17 protein-coding genes are annotated in these 16,658 nt (G+C 68.1%); 7 read left to right on the top strand and 10 right to left on the bottom strand.

The window, feature by feature from the left end; genetic code table 11:
• Window positions 1–13 precede the first annotated feature (13 nt).
• From ACWV17_RS03610 to ACWV17_RS03600, 3 genes are all read right to left on the bottom strand, one after another.
• On the bottom strand, window positions 14–1,045 hold the full coding sequence (locus ACWV17_RS03610; RefSeq protein ID WP_455352977.1) for an alanine racemase: 1,032 nt from the start codon (window positions 1,043–1,045) through the stop codon (window positions 14–16).
• A 73-nt stretch (window positions 1,046–1,118) separates the two neighbouring features.
• Window positions 1,119–2,237 carry a lipid II:glycine glycyltransferase FemX gene (locus tag ACWV17_RS03605; RefSeq protein ID WP_455358437.1) on the bottom strand — a complete coding sequence of 373 codons (1,119 nt, stop codon included), beginning with the start codon at window positions 2,235–2,237 and terminating at the stop codon, window positions 1,119–1,121.
• 119 nt (window positions 2,238–2,356) lie between these two features.
• Window positions 2,357–2,671, bottom strand: a complete 315-nt coding sequence (locus ACWV17_RS03600; protein WP_455352979.1) for a hypothetical protein — start codon at window positions 2,669–2,671, stop codon at window positions 2,357–2,359.
• A gap of 282 nt (window positions 2,672–2,953) precedes the next feature.
• Between ACWV17_RS03600 and rpsF the strand changes: the two genes are divergently transcribed.
• The 4 genes from rpsF to rplI all read left to right on the top strand — a co-directional run bounded on the left by rpsF (window position 2,954) and on the right by rplI (window position 4,658).
• Entirely contained in the window at window positions 2,954–3,244 is a 291-nt protein-coding gene (gene rpsF / locus ACWV17_RS03595; protein ID WP_004950685.1) for a 30S ribosomal protein S6, read from the top strand.
• 78 nt (window positions 3,245–3,322) lie between these two features.
• On the top strand, window positions 3,323–3,913 hold the full coding sequence (locus ACWV17_RS03590; protein ID WP_455352980.1) for a single-stranded DNA-binding protein: 591 nt from the start codon (window positions 3,323–3,325) through the stop codon (window positions 3,911–3,913).
• A gap of 43 nt (window positions 3,914–3,956) precedes the next feature.
• Entirely contained in the window at window positions 3,957–4,193 is a 237-nt protein-coding gene (rpsR, locus tag ACWV17_RS03585; RefSeq protein ID WP_003967857.1) for a 30S ribosomal protein S18, read from the top strand.
• 18 nt (window positions 4,194–4,211) lie between these two features.
• Window positions 4,212–4,658, top strand: coding sequence for a 50S ribosomal protein L9 (gene rplI / locus ACWV17_RS03580; RefSeq protein WP_455352981.1), 447 nt, complete (start codon window positions 4,212–4,214; stop codon window positions 4,656–4,658).
• A 146-nt stretch (window positions 4,659–4,804) separates the two neighbouring features.
• Here rplI and ACWV17_RS03575 read toward each other — a convergent pair whose 3' ends face one another.
• Window positions 4,805–6,142 (bottom strand): MATE family efflux transporter, encoded by a 1,338-nt coding sequence (locus ACWV17_RS03575; protein WP_455358436.1) that lies wholly within the window; start codon window positions 6,140–6,142, stop codon window positions 4,805–4,807.
• Window positions 6,143–6,601: 459 nt separating this feature from the next.
• Between ACWV17_RS03575 and dnaB the strand changes: the two genes are divergently transcribed.
• Window positions 6,602–8,080 carry a replicative DNA helicase gene (gene dnaB / locus ACWV17_RS03570; protein ID WP_455358435.1) on the top strand — a complete coding sequence of 493 codons (1,479 nt, stop codon included), beginning with the start codon at window positions 6,602–6,604 and terminating at the stop codon, window positions 8,078–8,080.
• 100 nt (window positions 8,081–8,180) lie between these two features.
• On the opposite strand, the gene ACWV17_RS03565 is transcribed toward dnaB, so the two are convergent.
• From ACWV17_RS03565 to ACWV17_RS03555, 3 genes are all read right to left on the bottom strand, one after another.
• On the bottom strand, window positions 8,181–9,218 hold the full coding sequence (locus ACWV17_RS03565) for a restriction endonuclease (protein WP_455358434.1): 1,038 nt from the start codon (window positions 9,216–9,218) through the stop codon (window positions 8,181–8,183).
• 138 nt (window positions 9,219–9,356) lie between these two features.
• Complete coding sequence (locus ACWV17_RS03560) at window positions 9,357–9,818, bottom strand: N-acetyltransferase family protein (RefSeq protein ID WP_455352985.1); 462 nt, start codon at window positions 9,816–9,818, stop codon at window positions 9,357–9,359.
• Between the two features lie 35 nt (window positions 9,819–9,853).
• Window positions 9,854–10,321, bottom strand: coding sequence for a MarR family winged helix-turn-helix transcriptional regulator (locus ACWV17_RS03555; protein ID WP_455352986.1), 468 nt, complete (start codon window positions 10,319–10,321; stop codon window positions 9,854–9,856).
• Between the two features lie 144 nt (window positions 10,322–10,465).
• Between ACWV17_RS03555 and ACWV17_RS03550 the strand changes: the two genes are divergently transcribed.
• Both ACWV17_RS03550 and ACWV17_RS03545 read left to right on the top strand, forming a co-directional pair.
• On the top strand, window positions 10,466–11,692 hold the full coding sequence (locus ACWV17_RS03550) for an MFS transporter (protein WP_455358433.1): 1,227 nt from the start codon (window positions 10,466–10,468) through the stop codon (window positions 11,690–11,692).
• A 575-nt stretch (window positions 11,693–12,267) separates the two neighbouring features.
• On the top strand, window positions 12,268–13,788 hold the full coding sequence (locus tag ACWV17_RS03545) for a globin domain-containing protein (RefSeq protein WP_455358432.1): 1,521 nt from the start codon (window positions 12,268–12,270) through the stop codon (window positions 13,786–13,788).
• Between the two features lie 36 nt (window positions 13,789–13,824).
• Here the strand turns inward: ACWV17_RS03545 and ACWV17_RS03540 are convergent, their stop codons facing one another.
• The 3 genes from ACWV17_RS03540 to ACWV17_RS03530 all read right to left on the bottom strand — a co-directional run bounded on the left by ACWV17_RS03540 (window position 13,825) and on the right by ACWV17_RS03530 (window position 16,656).
• Window positions 13,825–14,304, bottom strand: a complete 480-nt coding sequence (locus tag ACWV17_RS03540) for an NUDIX domain-containing protein (protein ID WP_455352989.1) — start codon at window positions 14,302–14,304, stop codon at window positions 13,825–13,827.
• Window positions 14,305–14,366: 62 nt separating this feature from the next.
• On the bottom strand, window positions 14,367–15,260 hold the full coding sequence (locus ACWV17_RS03535) for a LysR family transcriptional regulator (protein ID WP_455352990.1): 894 nt from the start codon (window positions 15,258–15,260) through the stop codon (window positions 14,367–14,369).
• A gap of 241 nt (window positions 15,261–15,501) precedes the next feature.
• The gene (locus ACWV17_RS03530; protein WP_455358431.1) at window positions 15,502–16,656 is read right to left on the bottom strand and encodes a cystathionine gamma-lyase; all 1,155 of its coding nucleotides are present in this window, start codon (window positions 16,654–16,656) and stop codon (window positions 15,502–15,504) included.
• Window positions 16,657–16,658 lie beyond the last annotated feature (2 nt).

Here is a 16,658-nt window from a genome sequence, read left to right as displayed (position 1 = left end):
GCCGGCAGAAGAATCAGCGGTCGACCACCCGGTCGAACTGCGTCGTCGTATGCCGCAGATGAGCCACCAGCTCCTCGCCCACCTTCGGCTCCGGCGCATCCGCCGGCACGAACAGAATCGACACCTGCATGTGCGGCGGCTCCGCGAACCAGCGCTGCTTGCCCGCCCACACGAACGGCGACAGATTCCGGTTCACCGTCGCCAGACCCGCCCGCGCGACACCCTTGGCCCGCGGCATCACACCGTGCAGCGCCTTCGGAGCCTCCAGACCCACCCCGTGCGACGTACCGCCCGCCACCACGACCAGCCAGCCGTCCGAGGCCGCCTTCTGCTGCCGGTAGCCGAAACGGTCCCCCTTGGCGACCCGGGTCACGTCCAGCACCGCACCCCGGTACTCCGTCGCGTCATGATCCCCCAGCCACAGCCGGGTACCGATCCGCGCCCGGAACCGGGTCTGCGGGAACTGCTGCTGCAGCCGCGCCAGTTCCTCCGCCCGCAGATGACTCACGAACATCGTGTGCAACGGCAGCCGGGCCGCACGCAGCCGGTCCATCCACCCGATGACCTCCTCCACCGCGTCTGACCCGTCCGTACGGTCCAGCGGCAGATGCAGTGCGAAACCCTCCAGCCGCACATCCTCGATCGCGGCGTGCAACTGGCCCAGCTCATGCTCGGCGATACCGTGCCGCTTCATCGAACTCATGCACTCGATGACGACACGCGCCCCTACCAGGCCGTGCACACCGTCCACCGACGAAACCGAGCGGATCACGCGGTCCGGCAGCGGCACCGGCTCCTCACCCCGCCGGAACGGCGTCAGGACCAGCAGATCACCGCTGAACCAGTCCTTGATCCGGGCGGCCTCGTACGTCGTCCCCACCGCGAGGACATCGGAGCCGAAACGCGTCGCCTCCTCCGCCAGCCGCTCGTGACCGAAGCCGTACCCGTTGCCCTTGCAGACCGGCACCAGGCCCGGGAACTGCTCGATCACATGCTTCTGGTGCGCCCGCCAGCGCGCGGTATCGACGTAGAGCGTGAGCGCCATGACCGGTCCGGAACCTTTCTCGTGGCTGCGGTGAATCAGAGGAAAGAACGGTAACTACGAGGAGTCAAGCGGATCAGCGGCGCGACATGTAGATGTCGAGCGCCTTGTGCAGCAGCTTGTTCAGCGGGAAGTCCCACTCACCGACATACTCCACCGCCTCACCACCCGTGCCCACCTTGAACTGGATTAGGCCGAACAGGTGATCGGTCTCGTCGAGGGAGTCGCTGATACCGCGCAGGTCATACACACTCGCCCCCAGCGCGTACGCGTCACGCAGCATCCGCCACTGCATCGCGTTCGACGGGCGCACCTCACGCTTGTGGTTCGCCGACGCCCCGTACGAGTACCAGACATGGTGGCCGACCGTCAGCATCGTCGCAGCCGCCAGCGGCTCGCCCTCGTGCTTCGCGATGTACAGGCGCATCCGGTTCGGATCCTCGGAGTTGAGGGCCGTCCACTGCCGCTGGAAGTAGCTCAGCGGCCGCGGCCGGAACCGGTCGCGCTCCGCCGTCACCTCGTACAACTGCTGCCACACCGGCAGATCGTCGTAACCGCCCTGGACGACCTCGACGCCGGCCTTCTCCGCCTTCTTGATGTTGCGCCGCCACAGCTGGTTGAAGCCCTTCAGGACGTCATCCAGTGAACGGTTCGCCAGCGGCACCTGGAAGACGTACCGCGGCTGCACATCACCGAACCCGGCCCCGCCGTCCTCACCCTGCTGCCAGCCCATCCGGCGCAGCTTGTCCGACACCTCGAAGGCCCGCGGCTCGATGTGCGACGCCTCGACATCCCGCAGCCGCTTCACATCCGGATCCTGGATCCCCGACTTGATCGCCGCCGCGTTCCAGCGCCGGATTACCACCGGGGGACCCATCTTCACCGTGAACGCACCCTGCTGCTTCAGATGCGTCAGCATCGGCTGCAGCCACTCATCAAGATTGGGCGCGAACCAGTTGATGACCGGACCCTCCGGCAAGTACGCCAAATAGCGCTTCACCTTGGGCAACTGGCGATACAACACCAGCGCAGCACCGACCAGTTCACCGGACGTGTCGAACCAGCCAAGGTTCTCCGAGCGCCATTCGTTCTTCACGTCGGCCCATGCAGGGACCTGACAGTGGCTCGCCGAGGGCAGGCTCTGGATATAAGCCAGATGCTGCTCTCGGCTGATGGTCCTCAAGGACAGGCTCATGCGGGGCGCTCCTCCGGCGGACTTCGCTGGGTATGGCGCGAAGCCTACTGCGACAAGGGCGCGACCCCACTGGGGGACGGCTCACCGACGGCCGGCCCCCGACGACCACGCGGAACCCGCTACCCGAGCACCCCGCCGAAAAGGCCACCGTGAGCCATACCGAGGAAGAAGCCCACCGCGGACGCCCCAAGCCCCACGATCAGCGCGAAGCGCTCCCGCGTCGTCACCGAGATGAACTGCCCGTACCCACCCGTGAGGATCCCGATCAGCCCCGCCCACGAACTCAGCAGATGCAGGCCGTGGAACATCGCGGTGACGAAAGCCACCGCACCCAGCACCACCGTCACCGCCACCAGCGTGTCCTCGCGCGGATGAGGCTTGCCGTCGGTCGCGAGCAGAGAAACCGAAGAGGTTCGTCGCATTGCCTGTGCCATGAGGCACCTCCTGGACGGAAACGGGGCGGTGCACCGGGGCCCCGCACCAGACCGGGGACATAGCACCGCGCACACCCGCTGTGTACAGATTGTGTCCCCTGACCGCCGGATTTCAACCGGAAGGCGGTGAGCAGGTAGTCTGTACGGTCTGCACCGGAGTCTGCCCAGGTCACACCCAGTCCCCCGGGATTGTCAGTGGCGGCGGATACCGTTGCTTACGCATCACGACCCTCCTGCCACGGAACGACCGTGGCCGCTGAGTCCAAAGGAGGTGGGTTCCACATGCGTCACTACGAGGTGATGGTCATCCTCGACCCCGATCTCGAGGAGCGCGCTGTCTCCCCGCTGATCGAGAACTTCCTCTCCGTCGTCCGTGAGGGCAACGGAAAGGTGGAGAAGGTCGACACCTGGGGCCGTCGTCGTCTCGCTTACGAGATCAAGAAGAAGCCCGAGGGCATCTACTCGGTCATCGACCTGCAGGCCGAGCCTGCGGTCGTCAAGGAGCTCGACCGCCAGATGAACCTGAACGAGTCGGTCCTCCGGACCAAGGTCCTCCGCCCCGAGACCCACTGAGCCGCGGCTCAGAGGTAATCGGGTTCGAGTAGCAGCAGCACAAGCAGCCAGCAGCAAACCCCGCCGAGAGGTTCACCCATGGCAGGCGAGACCGTCATCACGGTCGTCGGCAATCTCGTCGACGACCCCGAGCTGCGCTTCACCCCGTCCGGTGCGGCGGTCGCGAAGTTCCGCGTCGCGTCCACTCCCCGCATCTTCGACAAGCAGACCAATGAGTGGAAGGACGGCGAAGGCCTGTTCCTCACCTGCTCGGTCTGGCGTCAGGCGGCGGAGAACGTCGCCGAGTCGCTCCAGCGAGGCATGCGCGTCGTCGTGCAGGGCCGGCTGAAGCAGCGGTCCTACGAGGACCGGGACGGCGTCAAGCGCACGGTCTACGAGCTGGACGTCGAGGAAGTCGGCCCCAGCCTCAAGAACGCCACAGCCAAGGTCACCAAGACCACCGGCCGAGGCGGCCAGGGTGGATACGGCGGCGGTGGCGGCCAGCAGCAGGGCGGCGGCAACTGGGGCGGAGCCCCCAGCGGCGGCCAGCAGGGCGGCGGCGGAGCACCCTCCGACGACCCCTGGGCCACCAGCGCCCCGGCCGGCGGCGGCCAGCAGCAGGGCGGGGGCAGCTGGGGCGGAAGCTCCGGCGGCTCCGGCGGCGGCTACTCGGACGAGCCGCCCTTCTAAGGGCAGCCCGTACCCCACTTCTTGATCACACAGGAGAAACACCATGGCGAAGCCGCCTGTGCGCAAGCCTAAGAAGAAGGTCTGCGCATTCTGCAAGGACAAGACCCAGTACGTGGACTACAAGGACACGAACATGCTGCGGAAGTTCATTTCCGACCGCGGCAAGATCCGTGCCCGCCGCGTCACCGGCAACTGCACGCAGCACCAGCGTGACGTCGCCACGGCAGTCAAGAACAGCCGTGAGATGGCGCTGCTGCCCTACACGTCCACCGCGCGATAAGGGAAGGGTGACCGAAACATGAAGATCATCCTCACCCACGAGGTCTCCGGCCTCGGCGCCGCCGGCGACGTCGTAGACGTCAAGGACGGCTACGCTCGCAACTACCTGGTCCCGCGTGGTTTCGCGATCCGCTGGACCAAGGGTGGCGAGAAGGACGTCGAGCAGATCCGCCGCGCCCGCAAGATCCACGAGATCGCGACCATCGAGCAGGCCAACGAGATCAAGGCCAAGCTCGAAGGCGTGAAGGTCCGCCTGGCCACCCGCTCGGGTGACGCCGGCCGCCTCTTCGGTTCCGTCACCCCGGCCGACATCGCTTCGGCGATCAAGGCCGCCGGTGGCCCCGAGGTCGACAAGCGCCGCATCGAACTGGGCGCCCCGATCAAGACCCTGGGCTCGCACCAGATCTCCGTGCGCCTGCACGCCGAGGTCGCCGCGAAGCTCGGTATCGAGGTCGTCGCCGCGTAAGCGCTGCACTCCCACAGAGCGCAGGAAGGGCCGCACCCCACGGGTGCGGCCCTTCGCCGTTTCACGTGAAACAAGCCCAACCGGATGTTTCACGTGAAACACAACCAGCACACCACCCAGCAACCCTCCAGCAGCCCCACCCACAGTCAGCGCGTCGCGCCTGTCACCAGCCACCGACCCGACCGCGCCCGCACCTGAAGCGTCACCATACGAACCAACATCATCAGCGTCATCGCCCACCACAACGCCGTCAGACCACCACCCAGCACCGGAACCAGCAACGCCACCGGCGTAAACACAGCCAACGTCACCAGCATCGCCCACGCCAGATACGGGCCGTCCCCCGCGCCCATCAGCACCCCATCCAGCACAAACACAATCCCCGCGATCGGCTGAGAAACAGCCACCACGAGCAACGCCGGCAGCAGCGCATCCCGCACAGCCGCATCACCCGTGAACAGCGGAATGAACAGGGGCCGCGACACCACCACCAGCACCCCCAGCACCACACCAGCCGCCACACCCCACTGCACCATGCGACGGCACGCCGCCCGCGCGCCCGCAGCGTCACCCCCACCCAGATAGCGCCCGATGATCGCCTGCCCCGCGATCGCGATCGCATCAAGCGCAAAAGCCAGCAAACTCCACAGCGCCAGAACGACCTGATGCGCGGCAACCTCGACATCCCCCAGCCGGGCCGCCACCGCCGTCGCGATCATCAACACCGCCCGCAACGACAACGTACGTACCAACAACGGCGCCCCCGCCTGAGCGCAAGCCCTGATCCCCGCCGCATCGGGACGCAACGAGGCGCCGTGCACGCGGGCACCCCGCACCACAACCACCAGATACACCCCCGCCATCGCCCACTGAGCCATCACCGTGCCCCAGGCAGAACCGGCGATTCCGAGACCCGCGCCGTACACCAGCCCCACATTCAGCACCGCGTTGGCGGCGAACCCACCCACAGCCACATACAAGGGAGTCCTCGTGTCCTGCAGACCACGAAGCACACCGGTGGCCGCCAGTACGACCAGCATCGCAGGAATCCCCAGAGCGGAGATCCGCAGATACGTGACCGCATACGGAGCAGCGGTGTCGGAGGCGCCCAACAACCCGATCAGCCAAGGCGCCGTCGGCAGCACCACCGCCACCACCATCGCACCGAGCAGCAGAGCCAGCCAGATCCCGTCCATCCCCTGCCGGATGGCGGCCTGAAGATCGCCTGCGCCCACCCGCCGAGCCACGGCGGCCGTGGTCGCGTACGCGAGGAACACGAAGACACTCACGGCAGTCATCAGCAGCGCCGCCGCGATGCCGAGACCTGCGAGTTGAGGGGTGCCCAGATGGCCGACGACGGCACTGTCGACCATGACGAACAGCGGCTCGGCGACGAGGGCGCCGAAGGCGGGAACGGCGAGAGAGATGATCTCTCTGTCATGGCGTCGGCGGACGGCCTTCGGGGTCTCGGGAGCCTGTGTCATGGGGGTCAATGTAATCTTCCACAGGTAAGAGATGCAATCGCATACTGGTCCTTACCTTGCTCCTGACCGGGGACTCTGTCGAGTGCCGTTTGCGGCGATCTTGGAACCCGGGTGAAAGTTTTTCTTCCCCACAGCCGGTGGACGACGTATTCGCAGGTCAGCGGTGTGTGGGTGGGGTGGATATGAGTTTGTCCACAGTGCTGTCCCCCGGTCCGTGCACAGGTTCTGTGGAGTTACCCACAAGCAGCGCAGTCTCGTCCACATGGCCTGTGGATAACCAGATTGGCTGACGGTGCCCGCGGGCCTACCGTTGTCCGGCGCCCGCCTCCTGTTCTGGCTCCCGTTACCCGCTGAACCCGACGCGCCGGAACCGGAATCGGGCGCCTCAAATGTCAGAGCTGTGCCGTAAGAAAGAGTGGCATGGCGAGGTCCGCGCGGCGGACGGGAGGAGGTGGCCCGGTGAGCATTCCCGAGCCCATGGACGACCCCTGGACCGACACTGGTCCGGGCGATCGTCTGCCCGTTACCCGTCCGCGCCGCGGTGACAGCAGGAGTCGCGAGGACCAGCACGAGCGGGGCCGGGACGGTGGGGCCTGGGAGGGCGGCGGGGCCGCGTTCGAGCGTGTACCGCCGCAGGATCTGGACGCGGAGCAGTCCGTCCTGGGCGGCATGCTGCTGTCCAAGGACGCCATCGCCGACGTCGTCGAGGTGCTCAAGGGCAATGACTTCTACCGGCCCGCCCACGAGACGGTGTTCCAGGCGATTCTCGACCTGTACGCGAAGGGCGAGCCGGCCGACCCGATCACGGTGGGGGCCGAGCTCACCAAGCGTGGTGAGATCACCAGGGTCGGCGGCGCTTCGTACCTGCACACGTTGGTGCAGTCGGTGCCGACGGCGGCGAACGCGGAGTACTACGCGGAGATCGTCCATGAGCGGGCGGTGCTGCGGCGGCTGGTCGAGGCCGGTACGAAGATCACCCAGATGGGATACGCGGGGGACGGCGACGTCGACGAGATCGTCAACTCCGCCCAGGCCGAGATCTACGCGGTCACCGAGCAGCGGACGTCGGAGGACTATCTCCCGCTGGGCGACATCATGGAGGGTGCTCTCGACGAGATCGAGGCGATCGGTTCGCGCAGTGGCCAGATGTCGGGTGTGCCGACGGGTTTCACCGATCTTGATTCGCTGACGAACGGTCTGCATCCGGGCCAGATGATCGTGATCGCGGCCCGTCCGGCGATGGGTAAGTCGACCTTGGCCCTGGACTTCGCGCGGGCCTGTTCGATCAAGAGCAATCTGCCGAGTGTGATCTTCTCGCTCGAAATGGGGCGCAATGAGATCGCGATGCGTCTGCTGTCGGCGGAGGCGCGGGTGGCCTTGCACCACATGCGGTCGGGTTCGATGACGGACGAGGACTGGACGCGGCTGGCGCGGCGGATGCCGGATGTGTCGGCGGCGCCGCTGTACATCGATGATTCGCCGAATCTGTCGATGATGGAGATCCGGGCGAAGTGCCGTCGGCTCAAACAGCGCAATGATCTGCAGCTGGTGGTGATCGACTATCTCCAGCTGATGCAGTCGGGCGGGGCGAGGCGTCCCGAGAGCCGGCAGCAGGAGGTCTCGGACATGTCGCGAAACCTGAAGCTGCTGGCCAAGGAGCTGGAGGTCCCGGTGATCGCGCTGTCGCAGCTGAACCGAGGTCCGGAGCAGCGTACGGACAAGAAGCCGATGGTGTCGGACCTGCGTGAGTCGGGTTCGATCGAGCAGGACGCGGACATGGTGATCCTGCTGCATCGTGAGGATGCGTACGAGAAGGAGTCGCCGCGCGCGGGTGAGGCGGATCTGATCGTGGCGAAGCACCGTAATGGTCCGACGGCGACGATCACGGTGGCGTTTCAGGGCCACTATTCGCGTTTCGTGGACATGGCTCAGACCTGAGGGGTCCCTGCGCGGATCTCGGTAGAGTGCGGGTCGGGCCCGAAGCCGCAACTACGTTTTGCGACTTCGGGCCCTGCGCGTGCGGTTGCTTCTGGGGTGTCTACCGCAGGACCTGCAGCTTCGTGCCGCTGTTCCAGGCCTCCAGCAGGCCGCGGTGTACGGCCGTCACGTCGTGGCGCGTGGCGAGGAGGAGCGCGTCTCGGGTGAAGGGGCAGGTGGCGACGAGCAGCGCGATGTCGGCCTTGTAGTCGAGCTTGGCCATGCCGATGAACTGCTGGACGTCGCCGCTGGTGATGGCGCCGCCGGGGTTGCGTGATTTGCACTGGACGACGATGCGGCGGCCGTCAGGCGTGTACGCGACGATGTCGGCGCCGGTGTCGCCGTGGCCGCCGGTGACGGTGACCCGGTCGCAGCCGTCGCGGCGGCAGAGCCAGGCGATGTGCTGCTCGAACTGGCGGGGGTTCATGGCGTCGAGGGCGCCCATGGAGCCGGCGGCCTCGCGCTCGTGGAGGACGCGCTGGAGGCGGGTGATCTCTTCCTCGTGGGCCTCGAGCTGGGCGCGCTGGTCGCTGTCGTTCTGGATGGCGATGTTGAGGAGGGGGACGACCGTCCGACTGATGGTGGTACGGACGATCTCCTCGACGTGCTGGACGGTGGCGGTGCCGGCGTGCTGAGCCATGTACTCGGCGATGCGCTCGTCGAGCCACTCGGCGAGCCTGTGGACAAAGTTGTCCACAGGCTCGGAGCGGCGGCTCTCCTCGACGTCGAGGAGGTGAGTACGCACCTGACGTGCGACGATGCTGTCGCGGAGGAGCATCGCGACGTTGAGGATCGTCCTGCGGCTGAAGATCGCTTGAGCTCGATGGCGCGACTGAACCTGACAGACCTCCTTGAAGGAGGTCAGTTCTGCACCTGTCAAAACTCGGTATCCGTTGGTCTCGAGCTCATCCCGGTGGTCGAGCACCAGAGACTCAATTGCCTTGAGCCCGACCTCGAAGTAGGTGGCGACCATCTGGGTCGTCACGTGCAGCCCGTCGGGCAGCAGTGACAGTGCCTTGACCTTGTCGAGTACGTGGGTCTGTTCCGCCACGCTCTCGCGCAGCGTCCTGGATTCGAGCAGTACGCCTTCGTGCACCATGCGGTTGCCTCCTCCGGCCCGGTGGGCCTGGACAGGGGGGCGGGCTTCGGACATACGCCCGGCCCCGATGCCAGGGGCAACGAGGTAAATCCGATGAAGATACGGCTTGTTGTAGAGATTCCGTATTTTTCCGCGTTCTCAGAGCTGGAGTTTGAAGCCGACGTGGGAGGCCGTGAAGCCGAGTCGCTCGTAGAAGCGGCGGGCGTCGGTGCGGGTGGCGTCGGAGGTCAGTTGCACCAGCCGGCAGTCCTCGCGGCGTGATGTGTCGATGGCCCATTCGATGAGCTGGGTTCCGAGGCCACCGCCTCTCTCGTCGGCGTGGATGCGTACGCCTTCGATGACCGAGCGGGTGGCGGCGCGGCGGGACAGGCCGGGGATGACGGTGAGTTGCAGTGTGCCGACGACGCGGCTCCCGCGGACGGCGACGACGACGTGCTGGTTGGGGTCGTGGTCGAGTCGTTCCAGTGCGCGTCGGTACGGGGTGAGGTCGTCGGGTGACTCGCGTGTCGCGCCCAGCGGGTCGTCGGCCAGCATGGCGACGATGGCGGGCAGGTCGGCGGCGGCCGCGGGCCGTATCCGCAGGGTGTCGGGTTCGTTCATGATCGGCAGATTAGTGGCCGTGCGGGTGGGGTCGGTCAGCCGGTGGGCGCAGGGGCCTTGATGGTCTCGACCGCGGTGACGAGCGGGGCGAGCTCGGGGTTCTTCGCCGCTGCGTCGAGGGCTTCGCGCAGGGCGGTGTCGTTGGTGGGCCGGGCCTGGGCGAGGAGGGTGAGGCCGGCTTCGGTGACGTCGGTGTAGATGCCGCGCCGGTCGGTGTCGCAGAGGTAGCGGCTGAGGAGGCCGCGGTCCTCGAGGCGGGAGACGAGGCGGGTGGTGGCGCTCTGGCTGAGGACGACGGAGTCGGCGACCTGGTGCATGCGCAGGTGGCCGCCGGGGCCGTTGTGCTGTCGGCTGAGGACGTCGAGGAGCGAGTACTCGCGGACGCTGAGGTCGTGGTGTGTCTGGAGGGCGCGTTCGATGTGGCTTTCGATCCTGCCGTGGAGCAGGGAGAGGGCGCACCAGCCTTGGGAGAGGGCGGTGAGTGCGGTGTCCGTGGCGGTCATGGGGTCCTCCTCCGGCGCGTGCGGGCTGCGCGTCATCCAGGATAGGACACTCCTGCAATAGCCCGCGTTTGCAATTAACACGCGTATGCAATTATTGTGTACGCCTGTTAGGGGCTAACGCATACTGCCTGAAGGGTCTTCCCCATGCCTCTCGCACTTCTGGCTCTGGCCATCGGGGCTTTCGGGATCGGCACCACCGAGTTCGTGATCATGGGGCTGCTCCCCGAGGTCGCCGCCGATTACGGTGTCTCGATCCCCGCCGCCGGCTTCTTGGTCACGGGCTATGCCCTCGGTGTCGTCCTGGGCGCCCCGCTGATGACGATCCTGGGCACCCGGGTCTCCCGTAAGCGCATGCTGATGCTGCTCATGGGCTTGTTCATCGTGGGCAACGTGCTTTCCGCGATCGCTCCCGTCTTCGGCTTGATGCTCGCCGGACGGGTGGTTGCCTCACTCGCGCACGGCGCGTTCTTCGGTATCGGGGCGGTGGTGGCCGCCGACCTGGTCGCCCCGCAGAAGAAGGCGGGGGCCATCGCGATGATGTTCACCGGACTGACCGTCGCCAACGTGGTCGGCGTACCGATGGGCACGTTCGTGGGCCAGACCCTCGGCTGGCGCGTCACTTTCCTGATCGTCGCCGCGCTCGGTCTCCTGGGGCTCGTGGGTGTCGCCCGGCTTGTACCGGAGCAGCCTCGTTCCGAGGGCGTGCGCCTCCGCCACGAGCTGGCCGCCTTCCGCAACGTCCAGGTTCTGCTCGCGATGGCGATGACGGTGCTTGGTTTCGGCGGAGTCTTCGCCGCCATCACTTACATCACGCCGATGATGACCGACGTCGCCGGCTTTGCCGACACCTCTGTCACCTGGCTGCTGGTCCTCTTCGGTCTCGGCATGGTGGGCGGGAACCTGATCGGCGGACGCTACGCGGACCGCAGGCTGATGCCGATGCTGTACGTGTCGCTGGGCGCCCTCGCGGCCGTCCTGGCCCTGTTCGCTATCACCGCCCACCACAAGATCGCCGCAGCCGCGACCTTGGTGCTGATCGGTGCCCTGGGTTTCGCGACCGTACCTCCGCTGCAGAAGCGCGTGCTGGATCAGGCAGCGGGGGCGCCCACTCTCGCTTCGGCGATGAACATCGGCGCCTTCAACCTCGGTAACGCGCTGGCCGCCTGGCTCGGTGGGCTCGTCATCGCCGGCGGGTTCGGTTGCACGGCCCCCAACTGGGTGGGCGCGGTGCTCGCCGCTACTGCACTGGCTCTCGCGGTGCTCTCCGGTGCGCTCGAGCGTCGCGACTCCGCCTCTCCGGACCGGTGGTCGCGGCCGCGCCTGGTCAGCCCCCACGGCTTGAGGACGGAGGCGGCCGTGATGAAGAAGTAGGTGGCGGCGGAGACGGATGGGGCCACGGCACGGTGACATGGACGACGAGGAGTGTCCGGGGTGTGGGGCGTGAGAGATGTTTCACGTGAAACACGGGGCCGCGTGCTGGGACTTTGGTCGTATTCCGAGGCGAGTAACCGCACCCACTCCCTGGCATCTACCTGGTTTGGCGGGGTAGGGAGGTGTGGCGTGAGATCCACGAGTGAGGGGAGTGACTGCGCGTATGGCTTCCGCTTTCCCGAACAGTTCGGGTGGGGGGAGGACTGACTGTGGTGCGCTCTTCGGGGTAGTCTCCGCGTCGGTCGCGGTCAACGCCGACCATCGTCTGATGGGGCTTGCGAGCCACGTCTGTACCGGGCGGGATCCGCACGAGGTTCACAGCCTTGTGCAGTCGTTCGGGCACGCGGGGTAGCGAGCCTAACGGGCAGGCGCGCCGGATACCCGGACTTCCCGCTATTTGTCCGAGGCGTTGTTCGACCCTGGCATGCTGCGACGACGGGAACTGCGGCCAAGATCGCTCGAGCGTGAGGCCGCGTAGCGCGCAGACCGACCAATGTCTTGAAGTGAGGCACAGGATGGACGCTCTGCCCACCACGCCGGCAGGCAACAGCACGTCCGGCGAGGGCAGCGGAGACGGAAGCGGCTGGTTCACGCCGCACAGACAGCCGGCCGGCGACGGCCCTGACTCCGCCTCCGGCCATGACCGGATACCGGGCCAGAGCGGGCTGCCGCTCCGGCCCGTCGCTTCGATCCGCCCGGTGCGCTCGGCGCAGGCGCGCTCAGCGGCCGCGGCGGACCCACGCGCCGACCCGGTGCCAGGTCCCTACCCCAGCCACGAGCCGGGTCCCCACCCCGAGCCGTCCTCGCCCCCGGCTCCTGCACCGCCCCCGGCCCCTGCACAGGCCCCTGCACCGGCACCCGACACGGCGTCGGCCGAGCTTTTCGCTGCCGCGGCGGACACGTCGGCCGCGTCGCCCGACGCCATCCTCGTCCGGCGCACCCTGGCGGAGATCGCCCCGGTCGCGGACAAGGTGACCTCGTACTTCTACGCGCTGGTCTTCATCGGCCACCCAGAACTTCGGGCCCTGTTCCCTGCCGCGATGGACACCCAGCGGGACCGCCTGCTCAAGGCCCTGCTCACCGCCGCGGAGCACATAGACAACCCGGACGTCCTCGTGCCGTATCTGCAGAACCTGGGCCGGGGACACCGGAAGTACGGCACGCAGCCCGAGCACTATCCGGCGGTCGGTGAGGCGCTCCTCGGGGCGCTGGCCCGGTACGCCACCCGCACCTGGGACGCGGAGGCCGAGGCGGCGTGGGTACGGGCGTACACCTCGATCTCGCAGATCATGATCGATGCCGCCGCTCAGAACGAACACCAGGCCCCGGCGTGGTGGCACGCCGAGGTCGTCTCGCACGACCTGCGTACTCCGGACATCGCCGTCGTCACCGTCCGGCCGGACCAGCCGTACCCGTTCCTCGCCGGGCAGTACACCAGCCTGGAGACTCCCTGGTGGCCGCGGATCTGGCGGCACTACTCCTTCGCCTCGGCGCCGCGCGCCGACGGTCTGCTGTCGTTCCATGTCAAGGCGGTTCCGGCGGGCTGGGTGTCCAACGCGCTGGTGCACCATGCCCGGCCCGGCGATGTGATCCGGCTGGGCGCGCCCGCGGGTTCGATGGTCGTGGACCACAGCACGGACAATGGTCTGCTGTGCCTGGGGGGCGGTACGGGCATCGCGCCGATCAAGGCCCTGATCGAGGATGTCGCCGAGCATGGCGAGCGGCGTCCGGTGGAGGTGTTCTACGGGGCGCGCAGCGATCACGACCTGTACGACATTGACACGATGCTGCGGCTGCAGCAGTCGCATCACTGGCTTTCGGTGCGGCCGGTGGTCTCCGACAGCCGCTCCGGCGGGCTGACCGGTCAGCTGCCGGAGGCGGTGGGTGAGTACGGTCCGTGGAACTCGTACGACGCGTACCTTTCGGGGCCGCCCGGCATGATCCGCAGTGGCGTGGACGCGCTGCGGAGGATCGGCATACCGGACGAGCGGATACTGCACGACTCGGTCGAGGAGCTGGTCGCTGCCGGTGACTGACGTCCGCGTCCCGGGAGGGGCTTGGCCGGTCTCGGCTCAGCCGAGGTCGGGTGCGTGCATCGCCCGTACTCCCTCGATGTTGCCGTCGAGGTAGTGGCGCAGGGACAGCGGTACGAGATGGACGGCGGCGATGCCGACGCGGCTGAACGGCACGCGGACGATCTCGTACTCTCCGCAGGGCTCGTCGACCTCGGGCCCGTGCCGCTGCGAGGCGTCCATCGATTCGAGCCGGCAGACGAAGAAGTGCTGCACTTTGACGCCTGTCACTCCGCCGTCGGCGATGTGCTCGACGGTGTCGACGAAGCAGGGGACGACGTCGGTGATCTTGGCGCCGAGCTCCTCGTCCACTTCGCGGTGGAGGGCGTCGACGACGGTGGCGTCCTCCGGTTCGACTCCGCCGCCGGGGGTGAGCCAGTACGGGTCCACGCCGGGCTTGGTGCGTTTGATCAGGATCAGGTCGTTGCCATCGAGCAGGATGGCGCGTGCGGTGCGCTTGACCACCGGACGTTCGGTCATGGGAAGAGAGTGGCCCGCGATTCCGGTTCTGAAACTCCCAGCCGTCCTTGTGTCGTGGGACGTCACCAGTCGGCGGCCGCGCGCAGCAGGTGTTCGTGCGCCCGCGCGAGGTGCGGGAGGGCGAGTGTGCCGGTGCGCACCAGCAGGAAGTACGTGCGCAGCGGGGGCACGGGCGGGTCGAGGAGTGCCACCACTTCGCCGCTGTCCAGGGCGCTTTCGCAGAGGTAGCGGGGCAGTACGGCCATTCCGGCGCCGGCGGCGGTGCATTGCAGGACGGCCCGCAGGTCGGGGGCGATGAGGGTGGCCGCGGCGGTCGGGCGGGTGTCGAAGACGGTGGTCCAGTAGCGGGAGAGCAGGGGCAGGGACTCGTGCACGTCGATGACGGGCAGCTGGTTCAGTACGGCGGGTCCTTTGCGGCGCAGCCCGGGGCCGATGCGGGAGGCCCAGCGGGGGGCGGCGAGCAGGACGTGTTCCTCGTCGCAGAGGGGGGTGGAGCTGAGCAGTCCGCCGCGGGGGCGGGCCGTGGTGATGGCGAGGTCGTGGTGGCCGGCGGCGAGGCCTTCCATGGTTTCCGCGGCGTTGCCGAGGAAGGCGGCGCGCAGGGCGAGGCCTTGGGCGATGAGTGGGGTGAGGGCGGGCAGGGCGCGCAGCGAGGTGAATTCCGGGGGGCCGGCGAGGTGGAGGGTGCGGGCGGCTGATTCCTCGTCGAGTCCGGTTTCGGTGATCTCGACCAGGGCGTCGAGGTGGGGGGCGGCCTTGTGGGCGAGTTCGTCGCCGATGGTGGTGGGGGTCACGCCGCGGGCCTGGCGCAGGAAGAGCGGGCGGCCCAGCTGGCGTTCGAGCGTGCGGATCTGGGAGGTGACCGCGGGCTGGGAGAGCCCGAGGAGGGCGGCGGCGCGCGTGAAGGAGCCGGCCCGGTGCACGGTGACGAACGTGCGCAGCAGGGCCAGATCCATGGACTGCCCCTCTCGGTTCGGCTGGACGGCGAGCGCGCGGGCCCCGGGCGACGTGCCAACTATAAATATGTCGATAGGTCTCTGTCGCTACGGTGATTGGACACTGACGCAGAGTCAACTAGCCTTGTGCGAGTGGTTCTTCGCGCGTGGAACCTGGGCGGTCCGAGCCATGAGGGGGGAGGCTCGGACCGTCCGTATTGCGTAGTCGTGGCGGAGCGGTGCCGCCGGATTAAGCCCCGGATCACGCCCCGGATTGCGCCCTGGGTCGGGCGCGGGCCGCCTCGTCCAGGGCGCGCAGTACATCCGTGACCAGGTCGGCGGTGTCCTCGGCGCCGGCCGAGAAGCGGATGAAGCCCTCGGCTACGGCGTCGCCGCCCCATCGTCCGCGCCGCTCGGCGGTGGACCGTACGCCGCCGAAGCTCGTCGCGTCGTCGACCAGCCGCAGTGCCGCCAGGAAGCGTTCGGCGTGGGCGCGGTCGGGAAGGGCGAAGGACACCACGCAGCCGTAGCTGTGCATCTGGGCCGTCGCCGTCTTGTGCGCGGGGTCGCCCGGCAGTCCGGGATGGCGCAGGCCGGTCACCTCGGGACGGGCGGCCAGGGCTTCGGCGAGCGCGAGCGCGTTGGCGCTCTGCCGGGCGGCCCGCAGGTGGAGGGTGGCCAGGGAGCGGTGTGCCAGCCAGGCTTCCATCGGCCCGGGGATGGCGCCGACGATCTTGCGCCAGCGTCGTACGCGGGCGGCGAGTTCGGCGTCGCGGCAGGTGACGTAGCCGAGCAGGATGTCACCGTGGCCGGTGAGGCCCTTGGTACCGCTGGCCACGGAGAAGTCCGCGCCCAGGGCCAGGGGGCGCTGCCCGAGTGGGGTGGCGAGGGTGTTGTCCACGGCGACCAGTGCGCCGGCGGCGTGTGCCGCGTCGGCCAGCCGCCGTACGTCGCACACGTCGAGTCCCGGGTTTGAGGGGGTCTCGAGCCACAGCAGCCGTGCGCCGTCCAGCAGCGCCAGCTGCGCGTCGCCGGCGGTCGGTGCGGTGCGCACCTCGATGCCGTACGTCTCCAGTTGCTCGCGTAGCAGCGGCAGTGCCTGGTAGCCGTCGTCGGGCAGGACCACCGCGTCGCCGGTCCGGGCGTGGGAGAGGAGTACGGCCGAGATCGCCGCCATTCCTGAGGCGAAGACGACCGTCTCGGTCCCGCCGGGCTCGTCCGGTGCCTCCAGTTCGCCGATGGCCCGTTCCAGGTGGGTCCAGGTCGGGTTCTCGTCGCGGCCGTAGGTGTAGGGGCCGGTGGGGTCGCCGGGCAGGTGGAAGTGCGCGGCGAAGACCGGTCCGGGCAGGGTGGGTTCGTTCTTGACGGGCTCGGGCAGCCCGGCCCGTACCGCTCGTGTGCCGTCGCCGATGTTCAACG

The sequence above is a fragment of the Streptomyces mabaensis genome, from assembly GCF_053763515.1.
The sequence above is the reverse complement of the archived record's forward strand: the minus strand, read 5'-3'. Positions and strand labels throughout refer to the sequence as shown.

What these genes read in the sequence shown, in the direction of transcription:
- ACWV17_RS03610 (WP_455352977.1), bottom strand. Translation starts at nt 1,045, where the DNA reads ATGGCGCTCACGCTCTACGTCGATACCGCGCGCTGGCGGGCGCACCAG.
- ACWV17_RS03605 (WP_455358437.1), bottom strand. Translation starts at nt 2,237, where the DNA reads ATGAGCCTGTCCTTGAGGACCATCAGCCGAGAGCAGCATCTGGCTTAT.
- ACWV17_RS03600 (WP_455352979.1), bottom strand. Translation starts at nt 2,671, where the DNA reads ATGGCACAGGCAATGCGACGAACCTCTTCGGTTTCTCTGCTCGCGACC.
- rpsF (WP_004950685.1), top strand. Translation starts at nt 2,954, where the DNA reads ATGCGTCACTACGAGGTGATGGTCATCCTCGACCCCGATCTCGAGGAG.
- ACWV17_RS03590 (WP_455352980.1), top strand. Translation starts at nt 3,323, where the DNA reads ATGGCAGGCGAGACCGTCATCACGGTCGTCGGCAATCTCGTCGACGAC.
- rpsR (WP_003967857.1), top strand. Translation starts at nt 3,957, where the DNA reads ATGGCGAAGCCGCCTGTGCGCAAGCCTAAGAAGAAGGTCTGCGCATTC.
- rplI (WP_455352981.1), top strand. Translation starts at nt 4,212, where the DNA reads ATGAAGATCATCCTCACCCACGAGGTCTCCGGCCTCGGCGCCGCCGGC.
- ACWV17_RS03575 (WP_455358436.1), bottom strand. Translation starts at nt 6,142, where the DNA reads ATGACACAGGCTCCCGAGACCCCGAAGGCCGTCCGCCGACGCCATGAC.
- ACWV17_RS03565 (WP_455358434.1), bottom strand. Translation starts at nt 9,218, where the DNA reads ATGGTGCACGAAGGCGTACTGCTCGAATCCAGGACGCTGCGCGAGAGC.
- ACWV17_RS03560 (WP_455352985.1), bottom strand. Translation starts at nt 9,818, where the DNA reads ATGAACGAACCCGACACCCTGCGGATACGGCCCGCGGCCGCCGCCGAC.
- ACWV17_RS03555 (WP_455352986.1), bottom strand. Translation starts at nt 10,321, where the DNA reads ATGACCGCCACGGACACCGCACTCACCGCCCTCTCCCAAGGCTGGTGC.
- ACWV17_RS03550 (WP_455358433.1), top strand. Translation starts at nt 10,466, where the DNA reads ATGCCTCTCGCACTTCTGGCTCTGGCCATCGGGGCTTTCGGGATCGGC.
- ACWV17_RS03545 (WP_455358432.1), top strand. Translation starts at nt 12,268, where the DNA reads ATGGACGCTCTGCCCACCACGCCGGCAGGCAACAGCACGTCCGGCGAG.
- ACWV17_RS03540 (WP_455352989.1), bottom strand. Translation starts at nt 14,304, where the DNA reads ATGACCGAACGTCCGGTGGTCAAGCGCACCGCACGCGCCATCCTGCTC.
- ACWV17_RS03535 (WP_455352990.1), bottom strand. Translation starts at nt 15,260, where the DNA reads ATGGATCTGGCCCTGCTGCGCACGTTCGTCACCGTGCACCGGGCCGGC.